Consider the following 23,521-nt stretch of genomic DNA (forward strand, 5'->3'; position numbering starts at 1 on the left):
CTCATAATATGAGGAAATCTAACTTTTTGTAAATAAACCAAACCTTATGCAAATATACTTATTTAACACCCTCACCCAAAACAAAGAACTATTTGAACCTGAAGATCAGACTAATGTAAAAATGTATGTATGCGGTCCGACTGTTTATGATAACCCACATATTGGCAATAGTAGATCGGTAGTGGTATATGACTTACTTTATCGCATACTTGTAGATATATTTGAGGCTAAATCTGTAAAATATGTACGGAATATTACCGATGTAGATGATAAGATAATTGAGAGAGCAGCAAACTTAGGTATTAGCATTAACGAGTTAACAGACAAAGTTACAAAAGAATTTCATACGAATATGAAATATCTATTTTGTTTACCACCTACTATAGAACCAAAGGCTACGCAGCATATTGATGTAATGATCGAAATAATAGAAAAGCTAATTAAATCTGGGCATGCATATATTGCAGATGATCATGTTTATTTTGATGTTTTATTAGCTCCTAATTATACAGAACTATCTAACCAAAAATTAGAAGATATGTTTGAGAGTGTACGGGTAGAAAATAGCAAAACTAAAAAGCATCCACAGGATTTTGTTTTATGGAAACCAGCAAAACCAGATGAAGATGTACGTATGAACTTCAAAAGCCCATGGGGACTAGGACGTCCCGGCTGGCATATTGAATGTTCAGCAATGAGCTATAAATATTTAGGCAAAAATTTTGATATTCATGGCGGCGGTGCTGATTTAATATTTCCACATCATACTAACGAGATTGCACAAAGTAAATGTGCTTTTTCGAACTCCACTTATGCAAAATACTGGGTTCACAATGGCTTTTTAACAGTTAACGGCGAAAAAATGAGTAAATCTCTTGGTAATTTTATTACTGTCAGGGATTTAATGGATAAACAAATTAAAGGCGAAATAGTAAGATTATTTTTATTAACCGCCCATTATAGACGTCCTCTTGATTATAACGACAAGGCTATAGAGGATGCTAAAAAAACTCTAGATTATTGGTATAGAGCTATTCAAAATATAAATATACAAAAAATAGATACTCTGCCTAACGACTTTATGCAAAGCTTGCTTGACGATATGAATAGTCCGCTTGCTATTAAAATAATTAACGACTATGCCAAAGCCATTTTTACAGCTAATACCGAAGAAGAAAAGCAATTTAATGCCTCTAATCTTATTGCTTGTGCTAATTTTATTGGATTAATGAACGAAACACCACATGAATGGTTTAATAAAAATGTAGACGAAAATTATATAAATAATCTTATTAATGAACGCTTAGAAGCAAAAAAGCAAAAAAATTGGGGATTAGCTGATCAAATTCGTAACAAATTATTAAATGAAAAAATAATTTTAGAAGATAAGCCAAACGGCACTACTATATGGAGGAAAGAATAAGGACTTGTAAATTACGGAATATAAGTATATAATTTGTAGGCTTATATTTTTAAGCAAATTCACACGTAAGATAAATGTTAGTTCATGCATGTCATCCCGCGTGCTTGTAGCGGGATCTTAGGACATAGCCTGTGATACAAGATCCCGCTACAAGCACGCGGGATGACAAAATAATTTTACGGAGGTATAAACTAACAATAATCAGGAGAAATAAATGTCAAAAATACCACCAGTTAATGTTAAAGATTTATTAGATGCCGGCGTGCATTTTGGTCATAAGACTTCACGTTGGAATCCTAAAATGGCACCTTATATATATGGTGAGCGTGATGAGGTACATATAATTGATTTAAGACAAACAGCAGCTTTAATGAATGTTGCTTTAAATGCAATATATGAAACTGTAAAAAATGATGGCAAAGTATTATTTGTAAGTACAAAAATACAAGCAAGCGATATTATAGCAGAATATGCTGAAAAATGCGGACAATACTATGTAAATCATAGATGGCTTGGCGGAATGCTAACTAACTGGAAAACTATTTCAGGTTCTATAGAGAAATTAAATAAATTAGAACAAACTTTAGAAAATGAAGAAGCTTGCATCGGTTATACTAAGAAAGAAATACTTGATATGAACCGCAAGAAAGATAAATTACTTCTATCACTTGCTGGAATTAGAGAACTACATTCTAAGCCAGATTTAATAGTAATTATCGACACTAATAAAGAACATATTGCGATTAGCGAAGCTGTAAGACTTGATATACCTATCGTGGCTGTTGTAGATACTAATTCTAACCCTGATCATATAGATTATCCAATTCCAGGTAATGATGACGCAATAAGATCAATTAGGTTTTATTGTAGTTTATTTGCTGATGCTGCACTACAAGGTTTAGAAGAATCAATGAAAGCATCAGGAGTCGATTTAGGCAGCATCCAAGAACATGGCGATAAAAATTTAGCTCCTAAAAATGTTTCTAAATTGAAACAAGCTAAAAAGTTCTCTAAAACAAAAAATATCAATGAAGAAGCAAATACAGAATTTGAGCAAGCATTAAGTGATGCTGATGAAGACAAAAATTAGACATCTTTTTAAAATGCATAATTAAATGGAGATAGATAAAGTATGAGTGAAGTAAATATAAGTGCTAGTGACGTTAGAGAGCTCAGAGAAAAAACTGGTGCTGGAATGATGGATTGTAAAAAAGCCTTAATCGAGACTAAAGGCAATCTTGAAGAAGCTGTTGACTTTTTGCGTAAAAAAGGTCTTGCTACTGCTGCAAAGAAAGCCGGACGCGTTGCTGCTGAAGGTTTAACAGCTGCTAAAGTTGATGGATTAACTGGAGTTGTCGTTGAAATAAATTCTGAAACCGATTTTGTCGCAAGAAATGAGCAGTTCCAAGATCTAGTTATAAATATTGCTAACCTTGCAATAAATGTTAAAGATGTAGAAGAACTAAAAGCAGCTAAAATGCCAAACGGCAAATCAGTAGAAGAAGACGTTGTAGAAAATATTGCTACAATAGGTGAAAACTTAACACTACGCCGCATGGAAGTACTAAAAGTATCTGAAGGAGCGATTGGCTCTTATGTACATAATGAAGTTGCACCAAACTTAGGTAAAATTTCTGTATTGGTAGGTCTACAATCAAGTGCAAAAGATACGGCAAAACTAGAAGCTTTAGCTAAGCAAATCGCTGTTCACGTGGCAGGAAATAATCCACAAAGTATAGATGATTCTGGTTTAGATCAAGCCCTTGTAGAACGTGAGAGAAAAGTATTCTTTGAGAAGTCAAAAGAAGAAGGTAAGCCTGACAATATTATCGAAAAAATGGTAGAAGGCAGAATTCGTAAATTCTTTGCTGAAGTTGTGCTATTACAGCAAAATTTCTTATTTGATAATAAACTAACTGTTGCTGAAGTAATCAAAAATGCTTCTAAAGAACTTGGTGCAGAAATTCAAATTACTAAATTTATCAGATATGAACTTGGTGAGGGTATAGAGCAGGAAGAAAAAAACTTCGCCGATGAAGTAGCCGCTGTAATGAAAGGCTAGTATACTTACCTTTGTCATGCAGCACCTGTTTTTGTTGTACGAATCGAAAAATACTTACAATGACATTCCCGCAGAAGTACGATAGTGTCCGGATAAAATTGTAATATTATTAAAATCATCATTGCGAGAAAATATTGCCAGCATAGATCATTTTCCCCTGTCATCCCGTGATTTATGAACTAGAGCCAGAAGCCTTAAAATGTCATCCCACGACTTGATCGCGGGATCTTAAGTCACAGTCCGTAATATAAGATACCTTGGTCAAGCCAATAGTACCGGACAGTTTTTATTCTATGTCATTCCCGCGTGGCATTGTTGCGTGGATTGAGAGTCGTCATTGCGAGGAAATTACGAAGTAATTGACGAAGCAATCCAGTAAAAAATGCTAAAATTAGTTATTTTTTACTATTTTTCTGGATTGCCACGCGGTCTACGACCGCTCGCAATGACGGTTTTAATAATACTCCAATTTTTCCGGACACTACTGCACCGTTGCTAAGAATGACATATAAGGTCACCTACATCTGAATAAATTGTAAGAAATAAATAAAATTTGATACCGTATAAATGATCATACTGCAATACTTCAAAAGCTAGAAGTCAAATAAGCGGTAAGCCTGCACAGTGTACAGAAGTACGTGGCTACTACGGATCTCGAAATTTGATGTATCAAATCTTGAAGTATCAAAGGTATATATTACATAAACGTTTATTATCATCTAATAGTTCTAGATTTACTTCAATTAAAGGCATAGGTAGGAGGTGTTTAATAATTTTAGACCATTCTATTAAGGTTAAATTACCGCTTAATGCCTCTTCAAGCCCTAATTCATAAATTTCTTCAGGTGATTTTAGGCGATAAAGATCATAATGATAGATAGTAAAATGAGGTGCTTTATATGTTTGTAATAAGTTAAAGGTTGGGCTTATAATTGAGGTGTTTTCACTACAGAAATGTTTAATAATTTCACGACAAAAAAATGTTTTACCTACTCCAAGATCACCATTTAATAACACAATATTATTAGGCTTTAAGGTTGCAGCAAAAGCTCTAGCAAAATTTTTTGTTTCTTCTTCACTATTTAATATGACTTGATTATTTAACATTTGCAAGAATAGATAATGATTGTTTGAAATAGCTACTCTTTGAAAAGCTTTTCTTACACAAATCGAGATCAGATTGTTTTTTCGTCATTGCGAGGAAAAATTAATGTTATTATATGGCTACTATGTCATTCGAAATAACTATCCGGTACTATCGTTTATAAAACGAGGAATGAAACCGTTACTTAAGGCATGAGTACCGCAGTACTTATAAAACGACGACGCCAATTTTATCGAATATACCGCAGATACTTCAAAAGTTGGTAGTCAAATAAGTGGTGAGTCAAGCTAGGCGTATATTAATACGTGAGCAAAGACGAATCCCAAAATTTGACTTACCAAATCTTGAAGTATCAAAGGTATACTATGCCACCAATTTTTCGCGTAATACTTCCACTAACTTGTTAATAGCTTCAGATGAATCTATGTTCTCAAGAATAGCAAGTTCACCTGCAAGTCTATTTAGAGCTGCTTCATAAAGAGTTCTTTCACTATAAGAACGGTCATTATCGACATTTTTATGTAAGTCACGTAATACCTCAGCAACTGCCACAATATTACCTGAATTAATCTTTCCTTCATATTCTTGAGCTCTTCTACTCCACATTCTATTACCCTGTTTTGGCTTGCCTTGAAGGGTAGAATATATTAAATCTAGATCTTTTTTGCTCGCAACTGCTCTAAGTCCTACAACTGTAGCTCTACTAACTGGTACTTTTAGAGTCATTTTATCTTGAGGGAAAGAGATTACATATACCTTTATCTCAGTACCTGCGATAGTATGGTTCTCTATATTTGTAATTTCACCTACTCCATGTGCAGGATAAACAATTCTTTGTCCTATTTTAAACTCAGATTTTTGTTGTTCTGTTTTGTCTTCGGATTGTGCTATATTTACCATTATTAATTCCTCCGTAGTAATTCTTAGTGCTTAAGAATCCAATGTTAGACTATTATCCTGTCTAGCATAACACATTTTGCTTAAATGATAAAGCAGATAATTTTATATAGCAAATTTATTTACTATTGAAATAAAGTAAATAAAACCTTATTGTATTGTTAAATCAATATTATAAAGGGTTAAATTATGCGAAATAGTTTTATTACGTTAATATTTCTATTGCTTTTGAGTGGTTGCTCAGAAGAGAAAGTAGTAGAGCAAGAATCATCTGAATCCATAACTCCAGCTCATGTTTCAACTTCAGATGAAAACAACAATCAAACAACCGAAACAATAACTCCGGCTGTGCAAGAACAAATAGAGCAAAAGCCTGAAGTAAAAACTTTTAAGGTTACTTTTAAGATAGATGAAAATGATATGGTTCTTGGGAATAAAGACTCTAAAATAGTTGTAGTTGAATATTTCTCTCCTACTTGCCCACATTGTGCTTATTATCACTCTACAATTTTTCCTGAACTTAAGCAAAAATATATAGATACTAATAAAATAGCATATGTTACTAGAGAATTTATTGCTACTAAACAAGATTTAGATGCTTCTATTTTAGCACGTTGCAAAGGTGATATAAATAGCTTTATGCTGTTTCATGATATTATGTTAAAGCAGCAAGATAAATGGTCAGTTAGCAATAAATATAGAGAGTTATTAACTGATATAGGTCAGCTTGGCGGCGTTACTCCAGAAGAATATAAAAAATGTTTGAGCGATGATAAAATTACTGAAACCTTAATTGCTAATACTAATTTTATAACAAAAGCACCAAAATTTATAGGAACTCCTTCTTTCTTTGTTAACGGAGTACAAACTGAGAATTATAGCATAAACAGTATTTCAGCAGCAATAGATAAAGCCATAGAAGAATCAAAAAATAAAATAGATTTATAGTGGATAATGATAAATTAAAAGATATTAAGACAAGAATTAATCAGTTAAAAATTGATAAAACTCCTAATTCTAACTTGCAACAGGAAATAAGTCCGTTTACTATAGCTATAGACTTAGTTTCGGGAACAATGGTAGGGTTTGTTATTGGTTTATTAACTGATAAATTCTTTCATTCTAAACCTTTATTTATTATTATATTTACTATAATCGGAATTATAGCAGGATTTAATATAGTCAGGCAAAGGCTAATCAGTAAGAAATAACAAAATGCTTCATAATCCTTTAGTACAATTTGATATAAAAAAGCTGATAGAAATTAAAGTTATGGATTTCGATATTAGCTTTACTAATTCAGCTGCCTATATGCTACTTGCTAGTGTTTTAGCTTTAACTTATTTTTACTTGGCTTTTTCAAATCCTAGGTTAGTACCATCAAGGTTACAAATAAGTGGCGAAATAATCTATAACCTTGTAACTGATATGCTAAATCAGAATGTAGGCAGTAAAGGACGCAAGTTTGTTCCTGTAATTTTCACTCTATTTGTTTTTATTTTATTTTGTAATTTATTTGGCATGATACCTTACGGGTTTACTATTACCAGCCATATCATTATTACTTTCGCTTTAGCAATTCTAGTATTTTTAATGGTGACTATAGTTGGCTTTGTAAAGCACGGTATGCGTTTCTTATCACTTTTCTTGCCCCACGGTACGCCTCTATGGCTTGCCCCACTAATGATCATAATTGAATTATTTACATATCTAGCAAGACCGGCTAGTTTATCCTTAAGGCTTGCGGCAAATATGATGGCAGGTCATATTTTATTAAAAGTAATTGCTAGCTTTGTTGTAACATTGATGATTTACTTGAAATTTCTACCAATACCTCTTATGGTTATATTAATTGGGTTTGAAATCTTTGTTGCAATTCTTCAGGCTTATATTTTTACTATTTTATCTTGTGTATATCTTAATGATGCAGTTAATTTACACTAGAGTTTTTTAATTAATTAAAGTTGAGTTTTTTTATGGATATGGTTTCTTTAAAGTTCATCGGTGTTGGTTGTATGGCTATTGGAATGCTTGGTGCAGCTTTAGGCGTCAGTAATATATTTAGTTCACTACTTAATTCAATAGCTAGAAATCCTTCAGCTACCGAACAGCTTCAGAGAATGGCACTTATTGGTGCAGGTCTTGCTGAAGCAATGGGGCTGTTTTCTTTTGTAATCGCAATGCTACTTATCTTTTCCTAAAATTTGCTTTTAAATAATATGCCTCAATTTGATATTAATACATATTATTCACAAATTTTTTGGCTAATAGTTACTTTTAGCTTATTATATATTTTTGTCTACAAATTTATAGTTCCTAAAATTGAAAGAGTTTTAAATAATAGACAATCCAATATTCAAGATAATATTGCAAAAGCCGATGAATTAGCTTTAGAAATCGAAAAGTTAAATAAATACTATAATGAAGAAATAACAAGAATAAGTACTGAAATAGATAGGTTAAAAAAAGAAAAAATAGATTCTTTAGAGGCAGAATTTTTGATTAAAAAAACTAATTTAGAACAAAACCTACGAAAGCTGATAAATCAAAATATTAAAGATATAAAATTAGTTGCAGAAAAATTTAGAACTAGTAAAGTAGATGCGACTATAATACTTGCTGCTAGTATTATCGAAAAAATCACTGGCACTAAAGCAGATATAAATTTACTAAAAAATATAAAAATACAATAATAATGCATTTTCTAGATGAAAGCTTTTGGCTTGCTATTAGTTTTATAATTTTTGTGTATTTAATTTATAGACCAGCAAAAAAAGCAATTTTAAAATCTTTGGATACGAAAGTTTTAGAAGTACAAGAGAGAGTTCTAAAAGCTGAAAAATTAAAAGATGATGCAAAATTATTATTTGAACAAACTGAAGAGCAAATAAAAAATTTAGAAGCTTTGCAACTTCAAATGACAAAAGAAAATAACGAAATCACAGAAAAAATAGTTCAAGAAAAAACTAAAGAAATTGAAGAATTTTTAGAGCATAAGAAAGTTGAAACTATTAAATTAATTGAAAGCCAAAAATTATTAGCAAGTAAAGAATTACAAGATGAATTTTCTGATGAAGTCGTTAAACTTGTTTCAGAATATTTTCACTCAACCAAAAATAATAATCTCTCAGAAACTGACATAGCTAAGAATTTAATGGATAAAGTATAGCATTCCATAAAGGTCGATACAAGCGAATTTGGAAGTAATTACCCGGTATCATTGGTATATTATTCTATGTCATTCCCGCTTAAGGCTTGCCCTCATAGATCGGTTTCCCAATTGTCATCCCGTGATTTATGAACTAGAGCCAGTTAAAAATACTAATAAAATTAGTATTTTTTATTATTTTCTGGATCTAGTTCCTAAGCCACAGTAGGCTTTGTTGCATGGATTGAGAGTCGTCATTGCGAGGAAATTACGAAGTAATTGTACGTACGCAATCCAGTGAAAAATGCTAACTTTATAACATTTTTTATTATTTTTTTCTGGATTGCCACGCTCCTTGCAGTCGCGTAGCTCAGACGATTTGGTATCCACGCAACAATGCCGCCACGGGATGACTACCTTAGGACACTTTTCGATCCATACGGGCAATGCTTTCCCGCAGAAGCGGGAATGACATAGAATAAAAACTGTCCGGTACTATTATATCACTGCCTAATTAGTCTTTTAGAACTCGGTAGAGTATAGTTTGAATCAGTAGAACGATATGGGCAAATATCAATTCCACCTCGTCTTGTGTATATTATATATATAGAAAGAAATTCAGGATTTATAGCATTTTTGATATCAGTAAAAATACGCTCTGCACATTGTTCGGCAAATTCATTACAATTTCTAAAAGATATTAAATATTTTAGAAGTGCATCGTGTTTTAACTTTTTTCCTTTATATTTTATAATTATTGTTCCCCAATCCGGTTGCCCTGTTACTAAACAGTTTGATTTTAGTAAATTAGAATTAAGTTCTTCCTCTACTAAAACATCTTCATGTTTAATCAAGCTATTATTAGGTGGACCATAATCACTACATTCTATATCTAAATCATCAATATTAATGCCGCTTGGTTCACCAAATTCTATTTTTGTATTTATAGGAAATATTTCTCCTGTTACTTCAGCATGTGTATTATTACTTAAATCCTGCAAAATAATTTTTTTTAACTCATCGATGGAATCAACAGCAAAATTATTAAAAGAATTAAGATATAACTTTACTGATTTAGATTCTACAATATGAGAAGAAGTTGTTGGCACAAAAAAAGTAAAGATCGCAACACAAGGCTTACCTTTTTTATCAAGCCAAGATAGCTCATAAGCATTCCAAATATCTATGCCAAAAAATGGAAGCTTATCATTAATTAGACCTAATTCTTTACGATTATCTATGCGTGGGATTTTAAATAATAAGGTTGGATCATAAGTATCTTTATAAGTACTTTTTTTACCAAGAGCGGAATTAGATAATGTCATAATATATTAAGTAAATGAAAAGTTTTTTTGTCATTGCGAGGAGATGCGTAGCATTTATGCCGCAATCTCAGGAGTTTTATACTACTTCATGAGATTGCCACGCAGCCTACAGCTGCTCGCAATGACGACTTAGTATTCATATAACAACACCTATTTCTAAATGAAAAGACACTATGCTCCTTGGGCTAAAGCTTCCTTATGTCCATTCTCATCATACTCTTTTAGCATATAACCACGTCCCCAAACGGTATCTATATAGTCTTTACCACCAGCAGCATCGCTTAATTTCTTACGCAATTTACAGATAAATACATCGATGATCTTCATTTCAGGCTCATCAAGACTACTATATAAATGATTTAAGAACATCTCTTTAGTTAAAATTGTTCCTCTACGCAATATTAATAGTTCTAAAATAGCATATTCTTTATTGGTTAAATGTACTTTTTTACCATCAATTTCAACACTTCTAGTATCTAAATTTACACTGACTTTATCAAATCTAAATACTGATGCAGCATGCCCTTTAGAACGTCTAACTATAGCTTTAATTCTAGCGATTAGCTCTTCTCTAACAAATGGTTTAGTTAAGTAGTCATCAGCTCCTGAAGAAAAGCCAGTAATCTTTTGATCTGTATCAGTTAAGCTAGATAAGATTAAGATAGGAGTTTTTATTTTTGCTGCACGCAATCTTAGTAATATTTCGAAACCATTAATATCAGGTAACATTAAATCTAAAATCATTAGATCATACCTACCAAGTTTACCTAATCTTAAACCTTCTAAACCAACCGAAACTTTATCGCAAACTATTCCTTCTGAAGCTAAAGTCAGCTCAATTAGATTAGCCATTTCTGGTTCATCTTCAATTAATAAAACTCTCATTTTATTTTCTCCTAAAATTCAATTTTTATGTTCGTGCTATAATTTAATTACAGTTAATTATTGTTAACTAAATTATAATTTTTTATTAGTGCTTTATACATTTATTAGCAACGTAAGTAAAGAATTTTTAATTATATTGATAAAATTTTTACTATTAAAGTATATCTGTGATTTAAAAACCATGCCAATTAATTAAGTAAAAGGTAAGATTCCCTAATAACTAAAAGGTTCTTAGTTCTGATGCTCAGACATTTTCTTATGGTACAAAGCTCCAAAATCTATCGGATCAATCATTAAAGGTTGAAATCCTGCATCTTGAGTACAACTTGCTATAATTTTTCTAGCGAATGGAAATATCATTGCCGGACAATGGACTGATAGCAAAATTTGATGTTGCTCAGGAGCAATATTAATTAAGTTAAATACACCTGCATATTTTAGCTCTACTTGAAATAATTTATATTTCTCATTTCTTGCTACTGCTTCAATATTTAATTCGACTTCATAAAAATTTTCTTCTGATAGATTAGTGATATTTATATCAAGAGACAAATCAATTTGAGGTCTATGTTCTAAAGCTGCCAAAGAAGATGGAGCATCAGGATTTTCAAGAGATAAATCTTTTATATATTGTGCATTAACAGAAATATGAGGCATTGCCTCGTTTGCATCGGTATTTATTGTACTCATAAAATCCTTTATTAAGAAAAATGGTTATTAAATATATTATAAAAAATTATACTTTATGTTATCTTAAAGTAAAAATTAACATGCTTTTATATAAAATAATTTACATGTATCTTGCAACAAAAAAAGTAACAATTATGTTAAGGGCAAAGTTACACCTAATTGTTTCATATATTTTCCTTGACGATCTGCATAAGATAAGTCGCAAATTTGATCACCTTTTAAAAATAAAAATTGACAAGCCCCCTCATTTGCATAAATCTTAGCCGGCAGCGGTGTAGTATTTGAAAACTCTAGCGTTACATGCCCTTCCCATTCTGGTTCTAGAGGCGTAACATTTACTATTATACCGCACCTTGCATAAGTAGATTTACCAACACAAATAACTAATACGTCACGTGGTATTTTAAAATATTCCACAGTTCTTCCAAGTGCAAAGCTATTGGGTGGGATAATGCATACATCTACTTCTCTATCAACTAAATTATATTTATCAAAATTTTTAGGATCAACCATAGTAGAGTTTATATTTGTAAATATTTTAAACTCATTTGATACTCTAGCATCATAACCATAAGAAGATAAACCATATGAAATAATTTTTTCTGAATCTTTAACCCTTACTTGCTTTTCTGCAAAAGGCTCAATCATTTTATGATTTATAACAGCTTCCCTTATCCATTTATCCGACATTATAGACATAATAAATTTATTATTTAGTTAAACTATAAAATATAACTGATAATTATTTTTAATACAAAGTAATTATGTTTATTTAAAATTGTAATTGCTTTAACTTTGAACCACTTATAATAACATAAGTTGTAATAATACAACATTATACATCTATAAATAAATAATTACAAATTAAAATATGTTTATTTATTGTAAGTTTTAAAAATTATATTATACTCAGCATAAATTAATTTAGCCGCTATAACATAATAACCTTAATTATAGCATATTAGTTTCACAAATATATGAGGTTTTAAAGTGAAAAAGTTATTATTAGCAAGTATTATTGGTCTTGCATCTACTACCAGTTTTGCCTCAGGAAGTACTACTCCTGTCATTTCTAGTTCTGATTCTGAAATAAAATTAGAAGGTTTTTATCTATTTGAAAGTGGTTTCTCGAATCAAAATCGTTTAGGTGAATTTGAAAATTTAAGTGATAATAGGAAAAAAACAGCGTTTTATACAGAGGCAGCATTTGCGGCTACTATAACTAAAACTATAAATGATGTAATAGGTGGGGTTAAAATAGTATTACAACCTACTACAAGATCAAAAACATCTACATCTTATAATGGTTCTCACATCTTTATTGAAACTAGTTACGGTAAAGTAGAACTCGGTTCTCCTTATGATGCAGGTAATAAACTTCGTATTACTGGTGGTCAAGTAGCTGCTGGAACAGGTGGATATTGGAGATATATTAACGTTGGTAGTCAATACATGCAATATGAAAAATTAAAACCCGATTTTGATACCAGTCCTAGCTTTTATATAGAGTCATTTTCTAACAATTTTGATGAATTTAATGTTAAAGCTGAGGCAGCTAGAAAGATTAGCTTCTACACCCCTAAAATGAAAGGTTTTCAAGCCGGTATATCTTATACTCCTGATTCTGCTAACACAGGTGGTAATAAAAATATAAATAATGTGGCATTTGACAATTCAGTTACCGGTCTTACTACAGTTAACACTGGCATAAAGCGTTACAATGTAGAAAACAGTGAAGTTATTACTATTAATCAAAATGTTACAGATTCAGTATCTGGTGGTTTAACTTATGAGCATGCACTTGGTGAAGATGCAGATTTAAAATTATCCGTTACCGGTGAATATGGTAAACCTGCTCGCCTTGCTGTTCGTTCCAAAGGAACAGGTAAAGAATATACTGTATTAAAACCTTATAAACTATCTAACTTAAAAGCTTATAATCTTGGTGCAGTTTTTACATATGGTAATTTCTCATGCGGTGCTTCTTATGGCAATCTAGGAAAAAGTTTAACAACTCCTGAATACCATAAAAATGGTCGTAATACTTATTATTACAACGGAGCTATCGCTTATGGTCAAGGTCCTATTAAAACAAGCCTTAGCTATTTTAAATCTTCAAGATATAAGAACACTGTGGATACTATAACTGTAGCTACAGAATATAAAATTATGCCAGGTTTATTACCATATGCAGAAATTTCACATTTCCAAGCTAAAGGTAAACCAGTATATTATCCTGAAGCTCCTAACAAGAAAACTAAAGGTACTGTTGGTCTGATTGGTACAAAACTTAAGTTCTAATAAAAGTCATTGCGAGGAGAAACTGCAAGTTTCGACGCGGCAATCTTATGAGGTAGTATAAAATTCCTAAGATTGCAACGTCGCTTCGCTCCTCGCAATGACGATTCTTGATCTATACAACAACCCACTGGATAACATTACACCGCAAAAGAATTGCTGCAGCCACATTTTGCTTTAGCTTGCGGATTACTAACATTAAAATATGAACTGCCTAGCTCTTCTATAAAATCAAGAGTGCAATCTAACATAAATTTTTGAGAAATAGGATCGATAATAACAGTAGCATTATGTTTAGTAAAAACATAATCGTCTTTTTCTATAGTATCTTTGGAAACTAGTTCGTAATTATACATTAGCCCAGAGCAACCACCGCTATCAACGGATACTCGCAGCACTAAATCCTTATCTTTTTCTAACTCTATTAATTCCTTTACCCGCTCAAAAGCTCTATCGGTAATTGTGATTGTCACTAAAATAACCTTGTAAAAATCTTATAAATTATATAATATACCTAATATTTCATATTTTTTCAAGGTAGCGTTGTTGTGTGGGTTAAGCTTCAACGTCATTGCGAGGAACTGGTCTTGCCCGCATGGCTCAAGAAATATGTTTGATGTCATCCCGTGGCGGCATTGCCAACGTGGATCGAGAGTTGTCATTGCGAGCGAATGAAATGAGCGTGGCAATCCAGAGAAAATAATAAAAAATGCTATAAGTTAGCATTTTTCACTGGATTGCGTACGTACAATTACTTCGTAATTTCCTCGCAATGACGGAAAAACTGATCCACGCAGGAAACACTAGTACCACAATAAAATAACATAGAGATAAGGACAACAATGCTAGCTTCATATGCTTCTGATCCGCTTAAAAGTCGGGGAAGATTATACAGAGAGATACCGACATCTTACCGCAACGAGTTTGAGCGTGATCGTGATCGTATTATCCATACTAACGCATTCAGGCGTTTGCAGTATAAAACTCAGGTTTTTATCAACCATGAGGGCGATCATTATAGAAATAGGCTAACTCATTCTTTAGAAGTCTCAACAGTCGCTCGCTCGATTGCCAACACTTTAAATCTTTCAAGTGATTTAACCGAAACCATAGCACTTGCTCATGATCTTGGTCATACACCTTTTGGTCATGCGGGAGAGCGAGCTTTGAATGAGTGTATGAAAGAGCATAACGGCTTTTCTCATAATGCTCAATCTCTGAAAATATTAACTTTACTTGAGAAAAGATATGCTGCTTATAGAGGAGTAAACCTTACTTGGGAAGTTTTAGAAGGGATAGTAAAGCATAATGGTCCTATAAGCGGCGAGGTAAATGAGTATATAGAAGAGTATAATAGCCAAAATGATTTAGAGCTTAATACTTACGCTTCTGCTGAAGCTCAAATAGCAGCACTCGCCGATGATATTAGCTATATTTCGCATGATTTGGAAGATAGTATCGGTGCTAAAATTATCGATTTTAATAACCTTGCTGAGCTTAAATATATCGACCAACATGTTTTTGAACTTAAATCAAAATATAAAAATATAAGCTCCTCTTGCTTAATCTATGAAGTAGTACGCAAGCTAATGCATGAACTCATTACCGATTTATTATGGCAAACTAAGACTAATATAAATAAAGAAAAAATTACTCATATAGATGAAATACGTAACCTAAATTATCAAATAGTCGATTTTACAGAAAAAACTAACGAGCGTATTAAAGAGATTAAAAAGTTTTTACATGAGCGGGTTTATAAAAGTAATAGGATTACTGCAATCAGCCTTAAATGTACTAAGATCGTGCAAGGCTTATTTAAGGTTTATATGGAAGATGTTAATTTACTGCCTGTTAATTGGAAGATACAAATAGATTCTAACAATCTGAATAGTAAAGCTAGAATTATTGCCGATTATATAGCCGGTATGACTGATCGCTTTGCTATTCAAGAGTATAACCAACTTTGTTCACTGAACTTTAATAATATTTAAAACTTAATCATGAATATATTTAACAAACTAAAACACGATATAATTACTGCAAGTACGCAGTTATATAATAATTCTGAAATAGCAAATCACGCTAGTATTGAAACTCCGAAAGATAGCTTTAACGGCGATTTATCAAGTAATATCGCAATGATTATTGCTGCCAAAGAAAACGTTCCTCCTCGTGAAGTTGCATTAAAATTCAAAGAAATTCTTAATGAACTACCATATATCGCAAGTATAGAAATAGCCGGACCCGGGTTTATTAATTTTACTATTAAAGCTGATAGCTGGCACACTGCAATTAAAGATATTTTACAAAACGAATCTAAATTTTTTGAAATTGACATAGATAAAAACAAAAATATCAATATCGAATATGTTTCAGCTAATCCAACCGGACCAATGCATATAGGGCATGCAAGAGGTGCAGTATATGGAGATGTGCTTGCAAATATCTTAAAAAAAGTAGGATATCCTGTTACGAAAGAATATTATGTTAACGATGCCGGTTCACAAATAAATGATTTAGTAAGCACAGTAATATTACGTTATAGGGAAGCTTTAGGCGAAAAAATTACTATTACTGAAGGGTTATATCCAGGGGAATATCTAATTCCTGTCGGGCAAGCCCTAGCTAAAGAATACGGTGATAAATTATTAAATATGGATGAGCCAAAAAGGTTTAAAATAGTTAAAAATTTTGCCATTCAAAAAATGCTAGATTTAAATAAAGAAGATTTAAAAGAGCTAGGCGTTAAACACGATGTATTTTTTTCCGAGCAGACATTACACGATAATAGTAAAATAGAAAAAACTGTTAAATTACTAACCGATATGGGGTTAATTTATGAGGGTAGTGTACCTGCTCCCAAAGGTAAAGTCCACGCAGAATGGGAAAACAGAACCCAAGAATTATTTAAGTCTACCAAATACGGTGACGATCAAGATCGCCCTATAAGGAAAGCCGATGGAAGTTGGACATATTTCGCTTCCGATCTTGCATATGCAAAAGATAAAATAGATAGAGGAGCAAATCACTTAATTTATGTGCTTGGTGCTGATCATAGCGGGTATGTCAAAAGAATTGAAGCGATTGTTAAAGCTCTAGGCAAAGAGCAGGTTAAAGTTGATGTTAAAATCTGCCAATTAGTAAATTTTGTTGAAAATGGTGTGCCGGTTAAAATGTCGAAACGTCTTGGAACTTTCGCTAGCGTGCAAGACGTAAATCATGAAGTAGGCAAAGACATTATAAGGTTTATGATGTTAACAAGAGAAAATAATAAGACGCTAGATTTTGACCTAGTAAAAGTAAAAGAACAATCTAAAGAAAATCCTATATTTTATATCCAATATGCACATGTTAGAACGCTATCGATATTATCGAAAGCTATGGAAACGATTCCGCAATCTTATAATAGCTTTGAAGCTGGCACATATGATTTATCGTTATTATCATCGGAAGAAGAGATTGAGATAATAAAGCTCTTAGCTAGCTGGACAAAAACTTTGGAAACAGCAGCAAAATATTTTGAACCACATAGAGTGGCATTTTATTTGATAAATCTAGCTTCAAAATTTCATGCTTTATGGAACTTTGGTAAGGAAAATAACGATTATAGATTCATAATAGAAAATAATGTAGAGTTAACAACAGCACGCCTTGCTCTTGCTAAAGCCATACAGAAAATTATAGCTAGCGGTCTTGAGGTTATAGGCGTAGAACCGATGGAAAGGATGTAATACCATCGTCATTGCGAGGGGAGCATAGAGACGAAGCAATCTCAGGAGGTTTTATGAGATTGCCACGCTCCTTGCAGTCGCTCGCAATGACGTCTACCTGTACCTACTTTATCATTTACTAATTAATTATGATTAATAATATTTTTACTAAAATATGTTTGGTGTTTTTGATATGTATTGCTGCTATTTATTTTGCTTATCAATATTATCAAGATAGCAAGCCGGTAATTACTATTTATGCAGACGAACTACCTACAAAAATAAAACCCTCTAAAGTAGAAGATATTATGCCGTCTGTGGTGCATAGCACTATATACGAAAACCTTATTTCTAAAAATACCAACCCTAAAAATGCAAAACTTCTTCCTGAACCTGAAAAGCCTGTTAATATAAATTCACGCAATCAAAATGATGACCCTTTTGATATAGATTCTTCGGATGACATATCAAATCTACTTTCTTTAATAGAACCAAATAATACTTCACAAAAAGAGGATACAGGTTTAAATATAATAAAACGTGATAAAGAAAGTACAGATAGCAATAAAAATATAAAAAGTTCTAATAATTCAAATAGCTATAAAGTGCAGCTTGGCTCAGTAAAATCGGAAGCAGATGCAATAAATGAAGGTGAGAGAATAAAAAAGAAATTTCCAAAAATCCTAAAAAACGCTGTTATCACTACTCAAAAAGTTAAATGTGACGATGGAAAATTTTTCTATTTAATATTAGCTGGTAACTATGATAACCTTAGTCAAGCAAAAGCAGTTTGTAAGAAACTGGCACAGAATAAACAAAGCTGTGTGTTGAAGTAGTATACTCGTCTACCCAACTCTTTATTTAATATTTAGTAAGAATAATTTATGACAACAGAGGAAGAAGATTTTGATGAAATTACACTTGAAGAAGATATGTATTTTTCAAAACTCGCAGATAAAAGATTGGAAGAAACTAAACATTGGATAAAGCACGAAGATTTTTGGGGAACTCCTCCTGTCATTGCGAGGAGCATAGCGACTAAGCAATTTCAGAAACCCTTATGAGATTGCCACGCTCCTTATAGTCGCTCGCAATGAAATTTTAAGAGTCATGCAACAAAAAAATTAAATAAATTATGAAAGAAGCTAAAATAGAAAATATTGACTTTGGTAGTGCTTTATCCGAGCGTTATCTTGCTTATGCACTGTCAACGATCATGTCCCGCTCGCTTCCTGACGTACGTGACGGGTTAAAGCCTGTACATCGTCGGTTATTATACGCAATGTTGCAGCTAAGACTTGAACCGAATTCGGGCTATAAGAAATGTGCAAGGGTAGTCGGTGACGTAATCGGTAAATATCACCCACACGGTGATGTTGCAGTATATGATACTTTAGTGCGTCTTGCTCAACATTTTTCCCTCCGCTATCCATTAATTGACGGACAAGGTAATTTCGGCTCTATTGATGGCGATAATGCGGCTGCGATGCGTTACACCGAATCACGTATGACGGAAATATGTACGCTTCTTATGGAAGATATTGACAAGGATACGGTAGATTTCCGTCCAACATACGACGATTCCGATTTAGAGCCAGTTATAATGCCGGCAAGCTTTCCGAACTTGCTTGCTAATGGCTCAGAGGGCATAGCGGTCGGTATGGCAACTAATATTCCACCGCATAATTTGCATGAGCTTTGTGATGCTTTAGTGCATTTAATCGATCATCCGAAAGCCGAAATTAGCGACATGATGAATTTCATTAAAGGACCTGATTTTCCAACCGGCGGTATAATTATCGATAAAAGCGATGTTATCACTAGTGCCTATATGACGGGACGCGGTAGCTTTAGGGTAAGAGCTAGGTGGGAAAAAGAAGAGCTAAATTATGGCGTATATCAGATAGTTGCAACCGAAATACCTTATCAAGTTCAGAAGTCAAAGCTTATAGAGCAAATTGCGATATTGCTAAAAGATAAAAAAATACCGCTTGTTAGCAATATCAGGGATGAGTCAACCGATATTATCAGGCTTGTTATCGAGCCAAGAGATCGCAGCTGTGACCCGCAAATCGTTATGGAGTCCTTATTTAAGCTGTCAAATCTTGAAAGCCGTATCCAGCTAAATATGAATGTCATCGGTAGTAATAACGTGCCGAAAGTGATGAATATTTTAGAGGTTCTGCAAGAGTTTTTAAGCCACAGACAAAATATTATTACTCGTAGATCAACTTATCTATTAAACAAAATAAAGCATCGTTTGGAAATCCTAGAGGGTTTACGAATAGCTTATCTGAACCTTGATGAGATCATTAAAATTATCCGTGAAGAGGATGAGCCGAAAGCGATAATGATGCAGCGTTTTAAACTAACCGAAATTCAAGTAGAGGCAATATTAAATACTCGCCTACGTTCACTTCGTAAACTTGAAGAGCAAGAAATTATAACTGAACATAGTAATTTGCAAAAGCAACAAGCAATACTTGAAGAAATCTTAAATAATCCAAAAGAGCTATGGAAAGTCGTTAAAAAAGAAATAAAAGCTGTGCAGGCTAAATTCGGCTTAAATACTACGATAGGAGCGAGGCGAACTAGTTTTGAAGAAGTGACGCTGACGAATCAAGTAGTTGACATAACGGCTTTTATCACTAAAGAACCGATCACTATTATCTGCTCGAAAATGGGCTGGGTGCGTTCGCTAAAAGGTCATAATAACGATTTATCTAGTATTAAATATAAAGAGGGCGATGCAGAAAAGTTTATTTTAGAGGCTTACACAACCGATAAAATATTGATAATCAGCTCAGAAGGAAGATTTTTCACCCTCCTTGCCGATAATATTTCTAAAGGCAAAGGCACGGGTGAGTCTATAAAATTGCTTGTAGATATAGGCAATAATGATATTACTGAGATTTTAGTCTATAAACCAGATCAGCTTTTATTGCTTGCAAGCAGCATAGGTAAAGGCTTTGTGGTTAATTCAAACGAGGTAATGGCTCAAACAAAAAGTGGTAAACAAATTATGAATGTGCCAGATGGTCATACATGTATAGCCTGTTTACCGGTTAATGGCGATAGCGTTGCTTGCATTGGTGAAAGCCGCAAGTTGTTGGTGTTTAATATCGATGAAATACCGGAAATGAAGAAAGGACAAGGCGTAACGCTACAAAAGTTTAAAAACGCAAAGCTTTTATATATTAAAATATTTAATAGGGCAGATGGCTTAAGCTGGAATAGTAATGGGAAAGTGAAACTTGAGAAGAATATTATTGCCTTTTTAGGTAAACGAGGTAGCACCGGTAAACTACCCCCTATGGGCTTCCCAAAGAATAATAGGTTTAGTTAAAATACACTTGAATAATACGGCAATTTGCCGTATACTGTAAAAGTATAAATTGTTTCTTAGGTCATTTATGAAAGCTAAAATAAAAGAAGAATTTAGTGATAGTAACACCAACCATTCAGCACGATTAGAAGCTAGAATTAGCCCTGAGTTAAAAAATTTATTTTCAAAAGCAGCAAAAATGCAAGGTACTAGTTTAACTAATTTTATCATTGCTAGTGCTAAAAAAGAAGCAGACGCAACTTTTAAGCAGCAAACATTAATCGATTTGACATTACAAGATAAAATACACTTAATTAAAAATTGTATAAACGACTCTTCTCCAAGTGAAGAATTACAAAAAGCAGCAAAAGAATTCTTAAAATTACCTAATCTACAATGATACTGCTTTCAGAACTTAAAATATTTTCTTTTAATAAAAATTTTGATTGTGGGGAAAATATACTAAATGATTATTTAAGAAAATATGCTTCTCAAGATTTAAAAAGATATTTAACTTCGGTATATATTTGTAGCACAGAAGATCAAAAAGAAGTAATAGGTTATTATACTCTATCTTCTAACAGAATTGATGTATAAGAAATATCAAAAGATTATAAAAAAAAGTTACCTTGTTACCCATATTTGCCTGCTATATTAATAGGTAGACTTGCTATTGATTTAAAATATCAAAAGAACAAAATTGGTAAGTTACTTTTAATGAATGCTCTTTATAAGTCTTACAAATCAGGTATTGCAGCTTTTGCTGTTATTGTTGAAGCAAAAAATATAGAGGCACGGAACTTTTATAAAAAATATGGATTTAATGAATTTTTAGATAATCCTGATAAACTGTTTTTATCTATGTCCCAAATTGCTAAATTATTTTAGCAGCTAATCTATAATACTCACAATATTTTTTGATAGGGCAGATTTCACAGTCGGGCTTTCTTGCCTTGCAAATATATCTGCCGTGCAGAATTAGCCAGTGATGAGCATGGCTTAGCCATTTTGCATCGATAATTTGCAGTAGCTCCTTTTCAACTGCTTCAGGAGTGTTACCTTTAGCAAGCCCTATTCTTTTTGCTACTCTAAATACATGCGTATCAACTGCCATTGTCGGTAAGCCAAATAAACAATTAAGTACAACATTTGCAGTTTTTCTTCCAACACCAGGCAGTTTAACTAACTCTTCAAAATTATTTGGCACTTTGCTATCATAATTGCTTATCAATATTTGACATAAAGCGATGATATTTTTTGCTTTACTATTAAATAGCCCAATAGATTTTATATATTTTTTTAAGCCCTCTTCACCAAGCCCTAAAATTTTTTCTGGTGTATCATAAGTTTCAAACAGCGATTTAGTCGCTAAATTCACTGACACATCAGTAGCTTGAGCTGATAATATTACCGCTACTAATAGGGTAAAATCGTTTTTATAAACTAACTCAGTTTTTGGGTTTTTATTATTCTTGCTAAAAACTTCAAAGATTTTATTAACTATTTCTGCTTGCATAGTGTATAATGTTACAAATAAAATTAAACATATCAGGTTTTTAATGTTAGAAAATAAAAGTTTTAAATTTATAGAAAATGAGATAAAAAATAATAAAGTAGTATTATTTATGAAAGGCACTAAGGAAGCTCCTATGTGTGGGTTTTCCGGTAAAGTAGTTGCTATTTTGACTAAGCTAGGAACAGAATTTCGTGATATTGATGTTCTATCAGACCCTGAATTGCGTGAGTCTTTAAAAATTTTTAGCGATTGGCCAACATTCCCACAATTATATGTTAATGGCGAATTAGTTGGTGGCTGCGACATCGTAACAGAACTATATAATAGCGGTGAACTCGAGAAGATGCTGAAATAATATTGTCATACCGCGATCAAGTCGCGGTATGACGGGTTTGAATCATGAACAAAAATTTTGAATATCCTGAAATAGCAAGTTTAGAACAACCAGCAAAAAAGCTAGTAGTATTGCTACATGGTGTCGGTTCGGACGGTCACGATTTAATAGGATTAGTACCATATATTAAAGACGATTTACCAGATTGTCATTTTATTTCGCCGCATGGCATCGAGCCTTATGATATGGATCCATATGGCAGACAATGGTTTAGTTTACAAGATCGTAACTCTGATATTATATCTAAGCTTCTGGTAAAAAATATTTCTAAGCTTGAAGATATCATAAAGCAAAAACAAGAAGAGCTAAATTTAACCAATAAAGATACGATAATTATTGGATTTTCTCAAGGTACTATGATCGGGTTATATTTAACTCTCATTCAAAAAGACCCGTTTTATTGTACTGTAGGTTTTTCGGGTGCATTAATTCCGCCTGCTGAGATTAATAATAAGACCACACCTATATGTTTGATTCATGGAGAGCTAGATGAGGTAGTAAGCGTTAATGAAATGTATAACGCCTCGCACTATTTATCCAAATATCATATACCTCATAGCGGGCATAAATTAACAAGACTTAGCCATTCAATAGATGGTAAAGGGATTGAGATTGCCGTTAATTTTGTAAATGGATGTCATTGCGAGCAGCCGTAGGCTGCGTGGCAATCTCAGGACTTTGGCATGAGATTGCTTCGTCAAAATTTTCAATTTTTCCTCGCAATGACGACTATATATCTC

Annotated in this window: 28 protein-coding genes and 1 pseudogene; 21 read left to right on the top strand and 8 right to left on the bottom strand. The window is 32.7% G+C overall.

What is annotated here, in order from left to right:
- The first annotated feature begins 46 nt into the window (after positions 1–46).
- The 3 genes from cysS to tsf all read left to right on the top strand — a co-directional run bounded on the left by cysS (position 47) and on the right by tsf (position 3,485).
- Entirely contained in the window at positions 47–1,423 is a 1,377-nt protein-coding gene (cysS, locus tag AAHF54_RS06630) for a cysteine--tRNA ligase (protein ID WP_341788465.1), read from the top strand.
- 214 nt (positions 1,424–1,637) lie between these two features.
- Positions 1,638–2,513, top strand: coding sequence for a 30S ribosomal protein S2 (rpsB, locus tag AAHF54_RS06635; protein WP_011477933.1), 876 nt, complete (start codon positions 1,638–1,640; stop codon positions 2,511–2,513).
- 42 nt (positions 2,514–2,555) lie between these two features.
- The gene (gene tsf, locus AAHF54_RS06640) at positions 2,556–3,485 is read left to right on the top strand and encodes a translation elongation factor Ts (RefSeq protein ID WP_342169966.1); all 930 of its coding nucleotides are present in this window, start codon (positions 2,556–2,558) and stop codon (positions 3,483–3,485) included.
- Positions 3,486–4,169: 684 nt separating this feature from the next.
- Here the strand turns inward: tsf and tsaE are convergent.
- Positions 4,170–4,592: a tRNA (adenosine(37)-N6)-threonylcarbamoyltransferase complex ATPase subunit type 1 TsaE gene (gene tsaE / locus AAHF54_RS06645; protein WP_341788467.1), complete on the bottom strand. Its 423-nt coding sequence runs from the start codon at positions 4,590–4,592 to the stop codon at positions 4,170–4,172.
- Between the two features lie 232 nt (positions 4,593–4,824).
- Between tsaE and AAHF54_RS06650 the strand changes: the two are divergent.
- Positions 4,825–4,954 (top strand): annotated as a pseudogene (locus AAHF54_RS06650) (palindromic element RPE5 domain-containing protein); the annotation flags it as partial.
- Here the strand turns inward: AAHF54_RS06650 and AAHF54_RS06655 are convergent.
- A complete protein-coding gene (locus AAHF54_RS06655; protein WP_341788468.1) occupies positions 4,954–5,490 on the bottom strand; it encodes a CarD family transcriptional regulator in 537 nt (178 codons plus the stop codon). The pseudogene AAHF54_RS06650 and the gene AAHF54_RS06655 sit on opposite strands and share 1 nt — an antisense overlap.
- A gap of 186 nt (positions 5,491–5,676) precedes the next feature.
- On the opposite strand from AAHF54_RS06655, the gene AAHF54_RS06660 reads away from it, so the two are divergent.
- Genes AAHF54_RS06660 through AAHF54_RS06685 form a run of 6 tightly spaced genes read left to right on the top strand, consistent with a single transcriptional unit; the run spans position 5,677 to position 8,656 of the window.
- Positions 5,677–6,435, top strand: a complete 759-nt coding sequence (locus tag AAHF54_RS06660) for a DsbA family protein (protein ID WP_342169967.1) — start codon at positions 5,677–5,679, stop codon at positions 6,433–6,435.
- A complete protein-coding gene (locus AAHF54_RS06665; protein WP_341788470.1) occupies positions 6,435–6,698 on the top strand; it encodes an AtpZ/AtpI family protein in 264 nt (87 codons plus the stop codon). The genes AAHF54_RS06660 and AAHF54_RS06665 overlap by 1 nt, the downstream gene beginning before the upstream one ends.
- A 4-nt stretch (positions 6,699–6,702) precedes the next feature.
- The gene (locus AAHF54_RS06670) at positions 6,703–7,431 is read left to right on the top strand and encodes a F0F1 ATP synthase subunit A (RefSeq protein ID WP_341788471.1); all 729 of its coding nucleotides are present in this window, start codon (positions 6,703–6,705) and stop codon (positions 7,429–7,431) included.
- Between the two features lie 32 nt (positions 7,432–7,463).
- Positions 7,464–7,688 carry a F0F1 ATP synthase subunit C gene (locus tag AAHF54_RS06675; RefSeq protein WP_011477942.1) on the top strand — a complete coding sequence of 75 codons (225 nt, stop codon included), beginning with the start codon at positions 7,464–7,466 and terminating at the stop codon, positions 7,686–7,688.
- An 18-nt stretch (positions 7,689–7,706) separates the two neighbouring features.
- A complete protein-coding gene (locus AAHF54_RS06680; protein ID WP_341794596.1) occupies positions 7,707–8,180 on the top strand; it encodes an ATP F0F1 synthase subunit B' in 474 nt (157 codons plus the stop codon).
- 2 nt (positions 8,181–8,182) lie between these two features.
- A complete protein-coding gene (locus AAHF54_RS06685) occupies positions 8,183–8,656 on the top strand; it encodes a F0F1 ATP synthase subunit B (protein WP_016948594.1) in 474 nt (157 codons plus the stop codon).
- A 482-nt stretch (positions 8,657–9,138) separates the two neighbouring features.
- Here AAHF54_RS06685 and queF read toward each other — a convergent pair whose 3' ends face one another.
- From queF to dcd, 4 genes are all read right to left on the bottom strand, one after another.
- A complete protein-coding gene (gene queF / locus AAHF54_RS06690) occupies positions 9,139–9,960 on the bottom strand; it encodes an NADPH-dependent 7-cyano-7-deazaguanine reductase QueF (RefSeq protein ID WP_341794597.1) in 822 nt (273 codons plus the stop codon).
- A 171-nt stretch (positions 9,961–10,131) separates the two neighbouring features.
- On the bottom strand, positions 10,132–10,845 hold the full coding sequence (ctrA, locus tag AAHF54_RS06695; protein ID WP_011477946.1) for a response regulator transcription factor CtrA: 714 nt from the start codon (positions 10,843–10,845) through the stop codon (positions 10,132–10,134).
- A gap of 231 nt (positions 10,846–11,076) precedes the next feature.
- Positions 11,077–11,535, bottom strand: a complete 459-nt coding sequence (gene secB, locus AAHF54_RS06700; protein WP_011477947.1) for a protein-export chaperone SecB — start codon at positions 11,533–11,535, stop codon at positions 11,077–11,079.
- 132 nt (positions 11,536–11,667) lie between these two features.
- A complete protein-coding gene (gene dcd, locus AAHF54_RS06705) occupies positions 11,668–12,234 on the bottom strand; it encodes a dCTP deaminase (RefSeq protein WP_011477948.1) in 567 nt (188 codons plus the stop codon).
- A 291-nt stretch (positions 12,235–12,525) separates the two neighbouring features.
- Here dcd and AAHF54_RS06710 point away from each other — a divergent pair, with 291 nt between their 5' ends.
- A complete protein-coding gene (locus AAHF54_RS06710; RefSeq protein ID WP_342169968.1) occupies positions 12,526–13,836 on the top strand; it encodes a porin in 1,311 nt (436 codons plus the stop codon).
- A gap of 137 nt (positions 13,837–13,973) precedes the next feature.
- Here the strand turns inward: AAHF54_RS06710 and AAHF54_RS06715 are convergent, their stop codons facing one another.
- A complete protein-coding gene (locus AAHF54_RS06715) occupies positions 13,974–14,306 on the bottom strand; it encodes an iron-sulfur cluster assembly accessory protein (RefSeq protein ID WP_342169969.1) in 333 nt (110 codons plus the stop codon).
- A 369-nt stretch (positions 14,307–14,675) separates the two neighbouring features.
- Here AAHF54_RS06715 and AAHF54_RS06720 point away from each other — a divergent pair, with 369 nt between their 5' ends.
- From AAHF54_RS06720 to AAHF54_RS06755, 8 genes are all read left to right on the top strand, one after another.
- Positions 14,676–15,827, top strand: a complete 1,152-nt coding sequence (locus tag AAHF54_RS06720; RefSeq protein ID WP_341788476.1) for a deoxyguanosinetriphosphate triphosphohydrolase — start codon at positions 14,676–14,678, stop codon at positions 15,825–15,827.
- A gap of 9 nt (positions 15,828–15,836) precedes the next feature.
- Positions 15,837–17,567, top strand: a complete 1,731-nt coding sequence (gene argS / locus AAHF54_RS06725) for an arginine--tRNA ligase (protein WP_341788477.1) — start codon at positions 15,837–15,839, stop codon at positions 17,565–17,567.
- A 128-nt stretch (positions 17,568–17,695) separates the two neighbouring features.
- Entirely contained in the window at positions 17,696–18,382 is a 687-nt protein-coding gene (locus AAHF54_RS06730) for an SPOR domain-containing protein (protein ID WP_341788478.1), read from the top strand.
- A 48-nt stretch (positions 18,383–18,430) separates the two neighbouring features.
- Positions 18,431–18,610 carry a hypothetical protein gene (locus tag AAHF54_RS06735; RefSeq protein WP_341788479.1) on the top strand — a complete coding sequence of 60 codons (180 nt, stop codon included), beginning with the start codon at positions 18,431–18,433 and terminating at the stop codon, positions 18,608–18,610.
- A 71-nt stretch (positions 18,611–18,681) separates the two neighbouring features.
- On the top strand, positions 18,682–20,892 hold the full coding sequence (gene parC / locus AAHF54_RS06740; protein WP_342169970.1) for a DNA topoisomerase IV subunit A: 2,211 nt from the start codon (positions 18,682–18,684) through the stop codon (positions 20,890–20,892).
- A 67-nt stretch (positions 20,893–20,959) separates the two neighbouring features.
- The gene (locus AAHF54_RS06745) at positions 20,960–21,271 is read left to right on the top strand and encodes a DUF1778 domain-containing protein (protein ID WP_341794606.1); all 312 of its coding nucleotides are present in this window, start codon (positions 20,960–20,962) and stop codon (positions 21,269–21,271) included.
- Positions 21,268–21,468: a hypothetical protein gene (locus AAHF54_RS06750; protein WP_341788482.1), complete on the top strand. Its 201-nt coding sequence runs from the start codon at positions 21,268–21,270 to the stop codon at positions 21,466–21,468. The genes AAHF54_RS06745 and AAHF54_RS06750 overlap by 4 nt, the downstream gene beginning before the upstream one ends.
- A gap of 45 nt (positions 21,469–21,513) precedes the next feature.
- Positions 21,514–21,759 (top strand): GNAT family N-acetyltransferase, encoded by a 246-nt coding sequence (locus tag AAHF54_RS06755; RefSeq protein ID WP_341788483.1) that lies wholly within the window; start codon positions 21,514–21,516, stop codon positions 21,757–21,759.
- Here the strand turns inward: AAHF54_RS06755 and nth are convergent.
- Positions 21,746–22,387 (bottom strand): endonuclease III, encoded by a 642-nt coding sequence (nth, locus tag AAHF54_RS06760; protein WP_341788484.1) that lies wholly within the window; start codon positions 22,385–22,387, stop codon positions 21,746–21,748. The two genes, AAHF54_RS06755 and nth, sit on opposite strands and share 14 nt — an antisense overlap.
- A 43-nt stretch (positions 22,388–22,430) precedes the next feature.
- Between nth and grxD the strand changes: the two genes are divergently transcribed.
- The gene (gene grxD, locus AAHF54_RS06765; protein ID WP_341788485.1) at positions 22,431–22,742 is read left to right on the top strand and encodes a Grx4 family monothiol glutaredoxin; all 312 of its coding nucleotides are present in this window, start codon (positions 22,431–22,433) and stop codon (positions 22,740–22,742) included.
- A gap of 44 nt (positions 22,743–22,786) precedes the next feature.
- Complete coding sequence (locus AAHF54_RS06770; RefSeq protein WP_342169971.1) at positions 22,787–23,437, top strand: dienelactone hydrolase family protein; 651 nt, start codon at positions 22,787–22,789, stop codon at positions 23,435–23,437.
- Positions 23,438–23,521: the final 84 nt, after the last annotated feature.

This window comes from Rickettsia endosymbiont of Seladonia tumulorum, assembly GCF_964030815.1.
Classification (GTDB): domain Bacteria; phylum Pseudomonadota; class Alphaproteobacteria; order Rickettsiales; family Rickettsiaceae; genus Rickettsia.

Coding starts and splice junctions, on each gene's coding strand:
- secB (WP_011477947.1), bottom strand. CDS start 11,535: ATGAGTACAATAAATACCGATGCAAACGAGGCAATGCCTCATATTTCT.
- ctrA (WP_011477946.1), bottom strand. CDS start 10,845: ATGAGAGTTTTATTAATTGAAGATGAACCAGAAATGGCTAATCTAATT.
- nth (WP_341788484.1), bottom strand. CDS start 22,387: ATGCAAGCAGAAATAGTTAATAAAATCTTTGAAGTTTTTAGCAAGAAT.
- AAHF54_RS06660 (WP_342169967.1), top strand. CDS start 5,677: ATGCGAAATAGTTTTATTACGTTAATATTTCTATTGCTTTTGAGTGGT.
- AAHF54_RS06735 (WP_341788479.1), top strand. CDS start 18,431: ATGACAACAGAGGAAGAAGATTTTGATGAAATTACACTTGAAGAAGAT.
- AAHF54_RS06670 (WP_341788471.1), top strand. CDS start 6,703: ATGCTTCATAATCCTTTAGTACAATTTGATATAAAAAAGCTGATAGAA.
- AAHF54_RS06730 (WP_341788478.1), top strand. CDS start 17,696: ATGATTAATAATATTTTTACTAAAATATGTTTGGTGTTTTTGATATGT.
- AAHF54_RS06745 (WP_341794606.1), top strand. CDS start 20,960: ATGAAAGCTAAAATAAAAGAAGAATTTAGTGATAGTAACACCAACCAT.
- queF (WP_341794597.1), bottom strand. CDS start 9,960: ATGACATTATCTAATTCCGCTCTTGGTAAAAAAAGTACTTATAAAGAT.
- cysS (WP_341788465.1), top strand. CDS start 47: ATGCAAATATACTTATTTAACACCCTCACCCAAAACAAAGAACTATTT.
- parC (WP_342169970.1), top strand. CDS start 18,682: ATGAAAGAAGCTAAAATAGAAAATATTGACTTTGGTAGTGCTTTATCC.
- AAHF54_RS06655 (WP_341788468.1), bottom strand. CDS start 5,490: ATGGTAAATATAGCACAATCCGAAGACAAAACAGAACAACAAAAATCT.
- AAHF54_RS06675 (WP_011477942.1), top strand. CDS start 7,464: ATGGATATGGTTTCTTTAAAGTTCATCGGTGTTGGTTGTATGGCTATT.
- AAHF54_RS06720 (WP_341788476.1), top strand. CDS start 14,676: ATGCTAGCTTCATATGCTTCTGATCCGCTTAAAAGTCGGGGAAGATTA.
- AAHF54_RS06770 (WP_342169971.1), top strand. CDS start 22,787: ATGAACAAAAATTTTGAATATCCTGAAATAGCAAGTTTAGAACAACCA.
- grxD (WP_341788485.1), top strand. CDS start 22,431: ATGTTAGAAAATAAAAGTTTTAAATTTATAGAAAATGAGATAAAAAAT.
- rpsB (WP_011477933.1), top strand. CDS start 1,638: ATGTCAAAAATACCACCAGTTAATGTTAAAGATTTATTAGATGCCGGC.
- AAHF54_RS06685 (WP_016948594.1), top strand. CDS start 8,183: ATGCATTTTCTAGATGAAAGCTTTTGGCTTGCTATTAGTTTTATAATT.
- tsf (WP_342169966.1), top strand. CDS start 2,556: ATGAGTGAAGTAAATATAAGTGCTAGTGACGTTAGAGAGCTCAGAGAA.
- AAHF54_RS06750 (WP_341788482.1), top strand. CDS start 21,268: ATGATACTGCTTTCAGAACTTAAAATATTTTCTTTTAATAAAAATTTT.
- argS (WP_341788477.1), top strand. CDS start 15,837: ATGAATATATTTAACAAACTAAAACACGATATAATTACTGCAAGTACG.
- AAHF54_RS06680 (WP_341794596.1), top strand. CDS start 7,707: ATGCCTCAATTTGATATTAATACATATTATTCACAAATTTTTTGGCTA.
- dcd (WP_011477948.1), bottom strand. CDS start 12,234: ATGTCTATAATGTCGGATAAATGGATAAGGGAAGCTGTTATAAATCAT.
- tsaE (WP_341788467.1), bottom strand. CDS start 4,592: ATGTTAAATAATCAAGTCATATTAAATAGTGAAGAAGAAACAAAAAAT.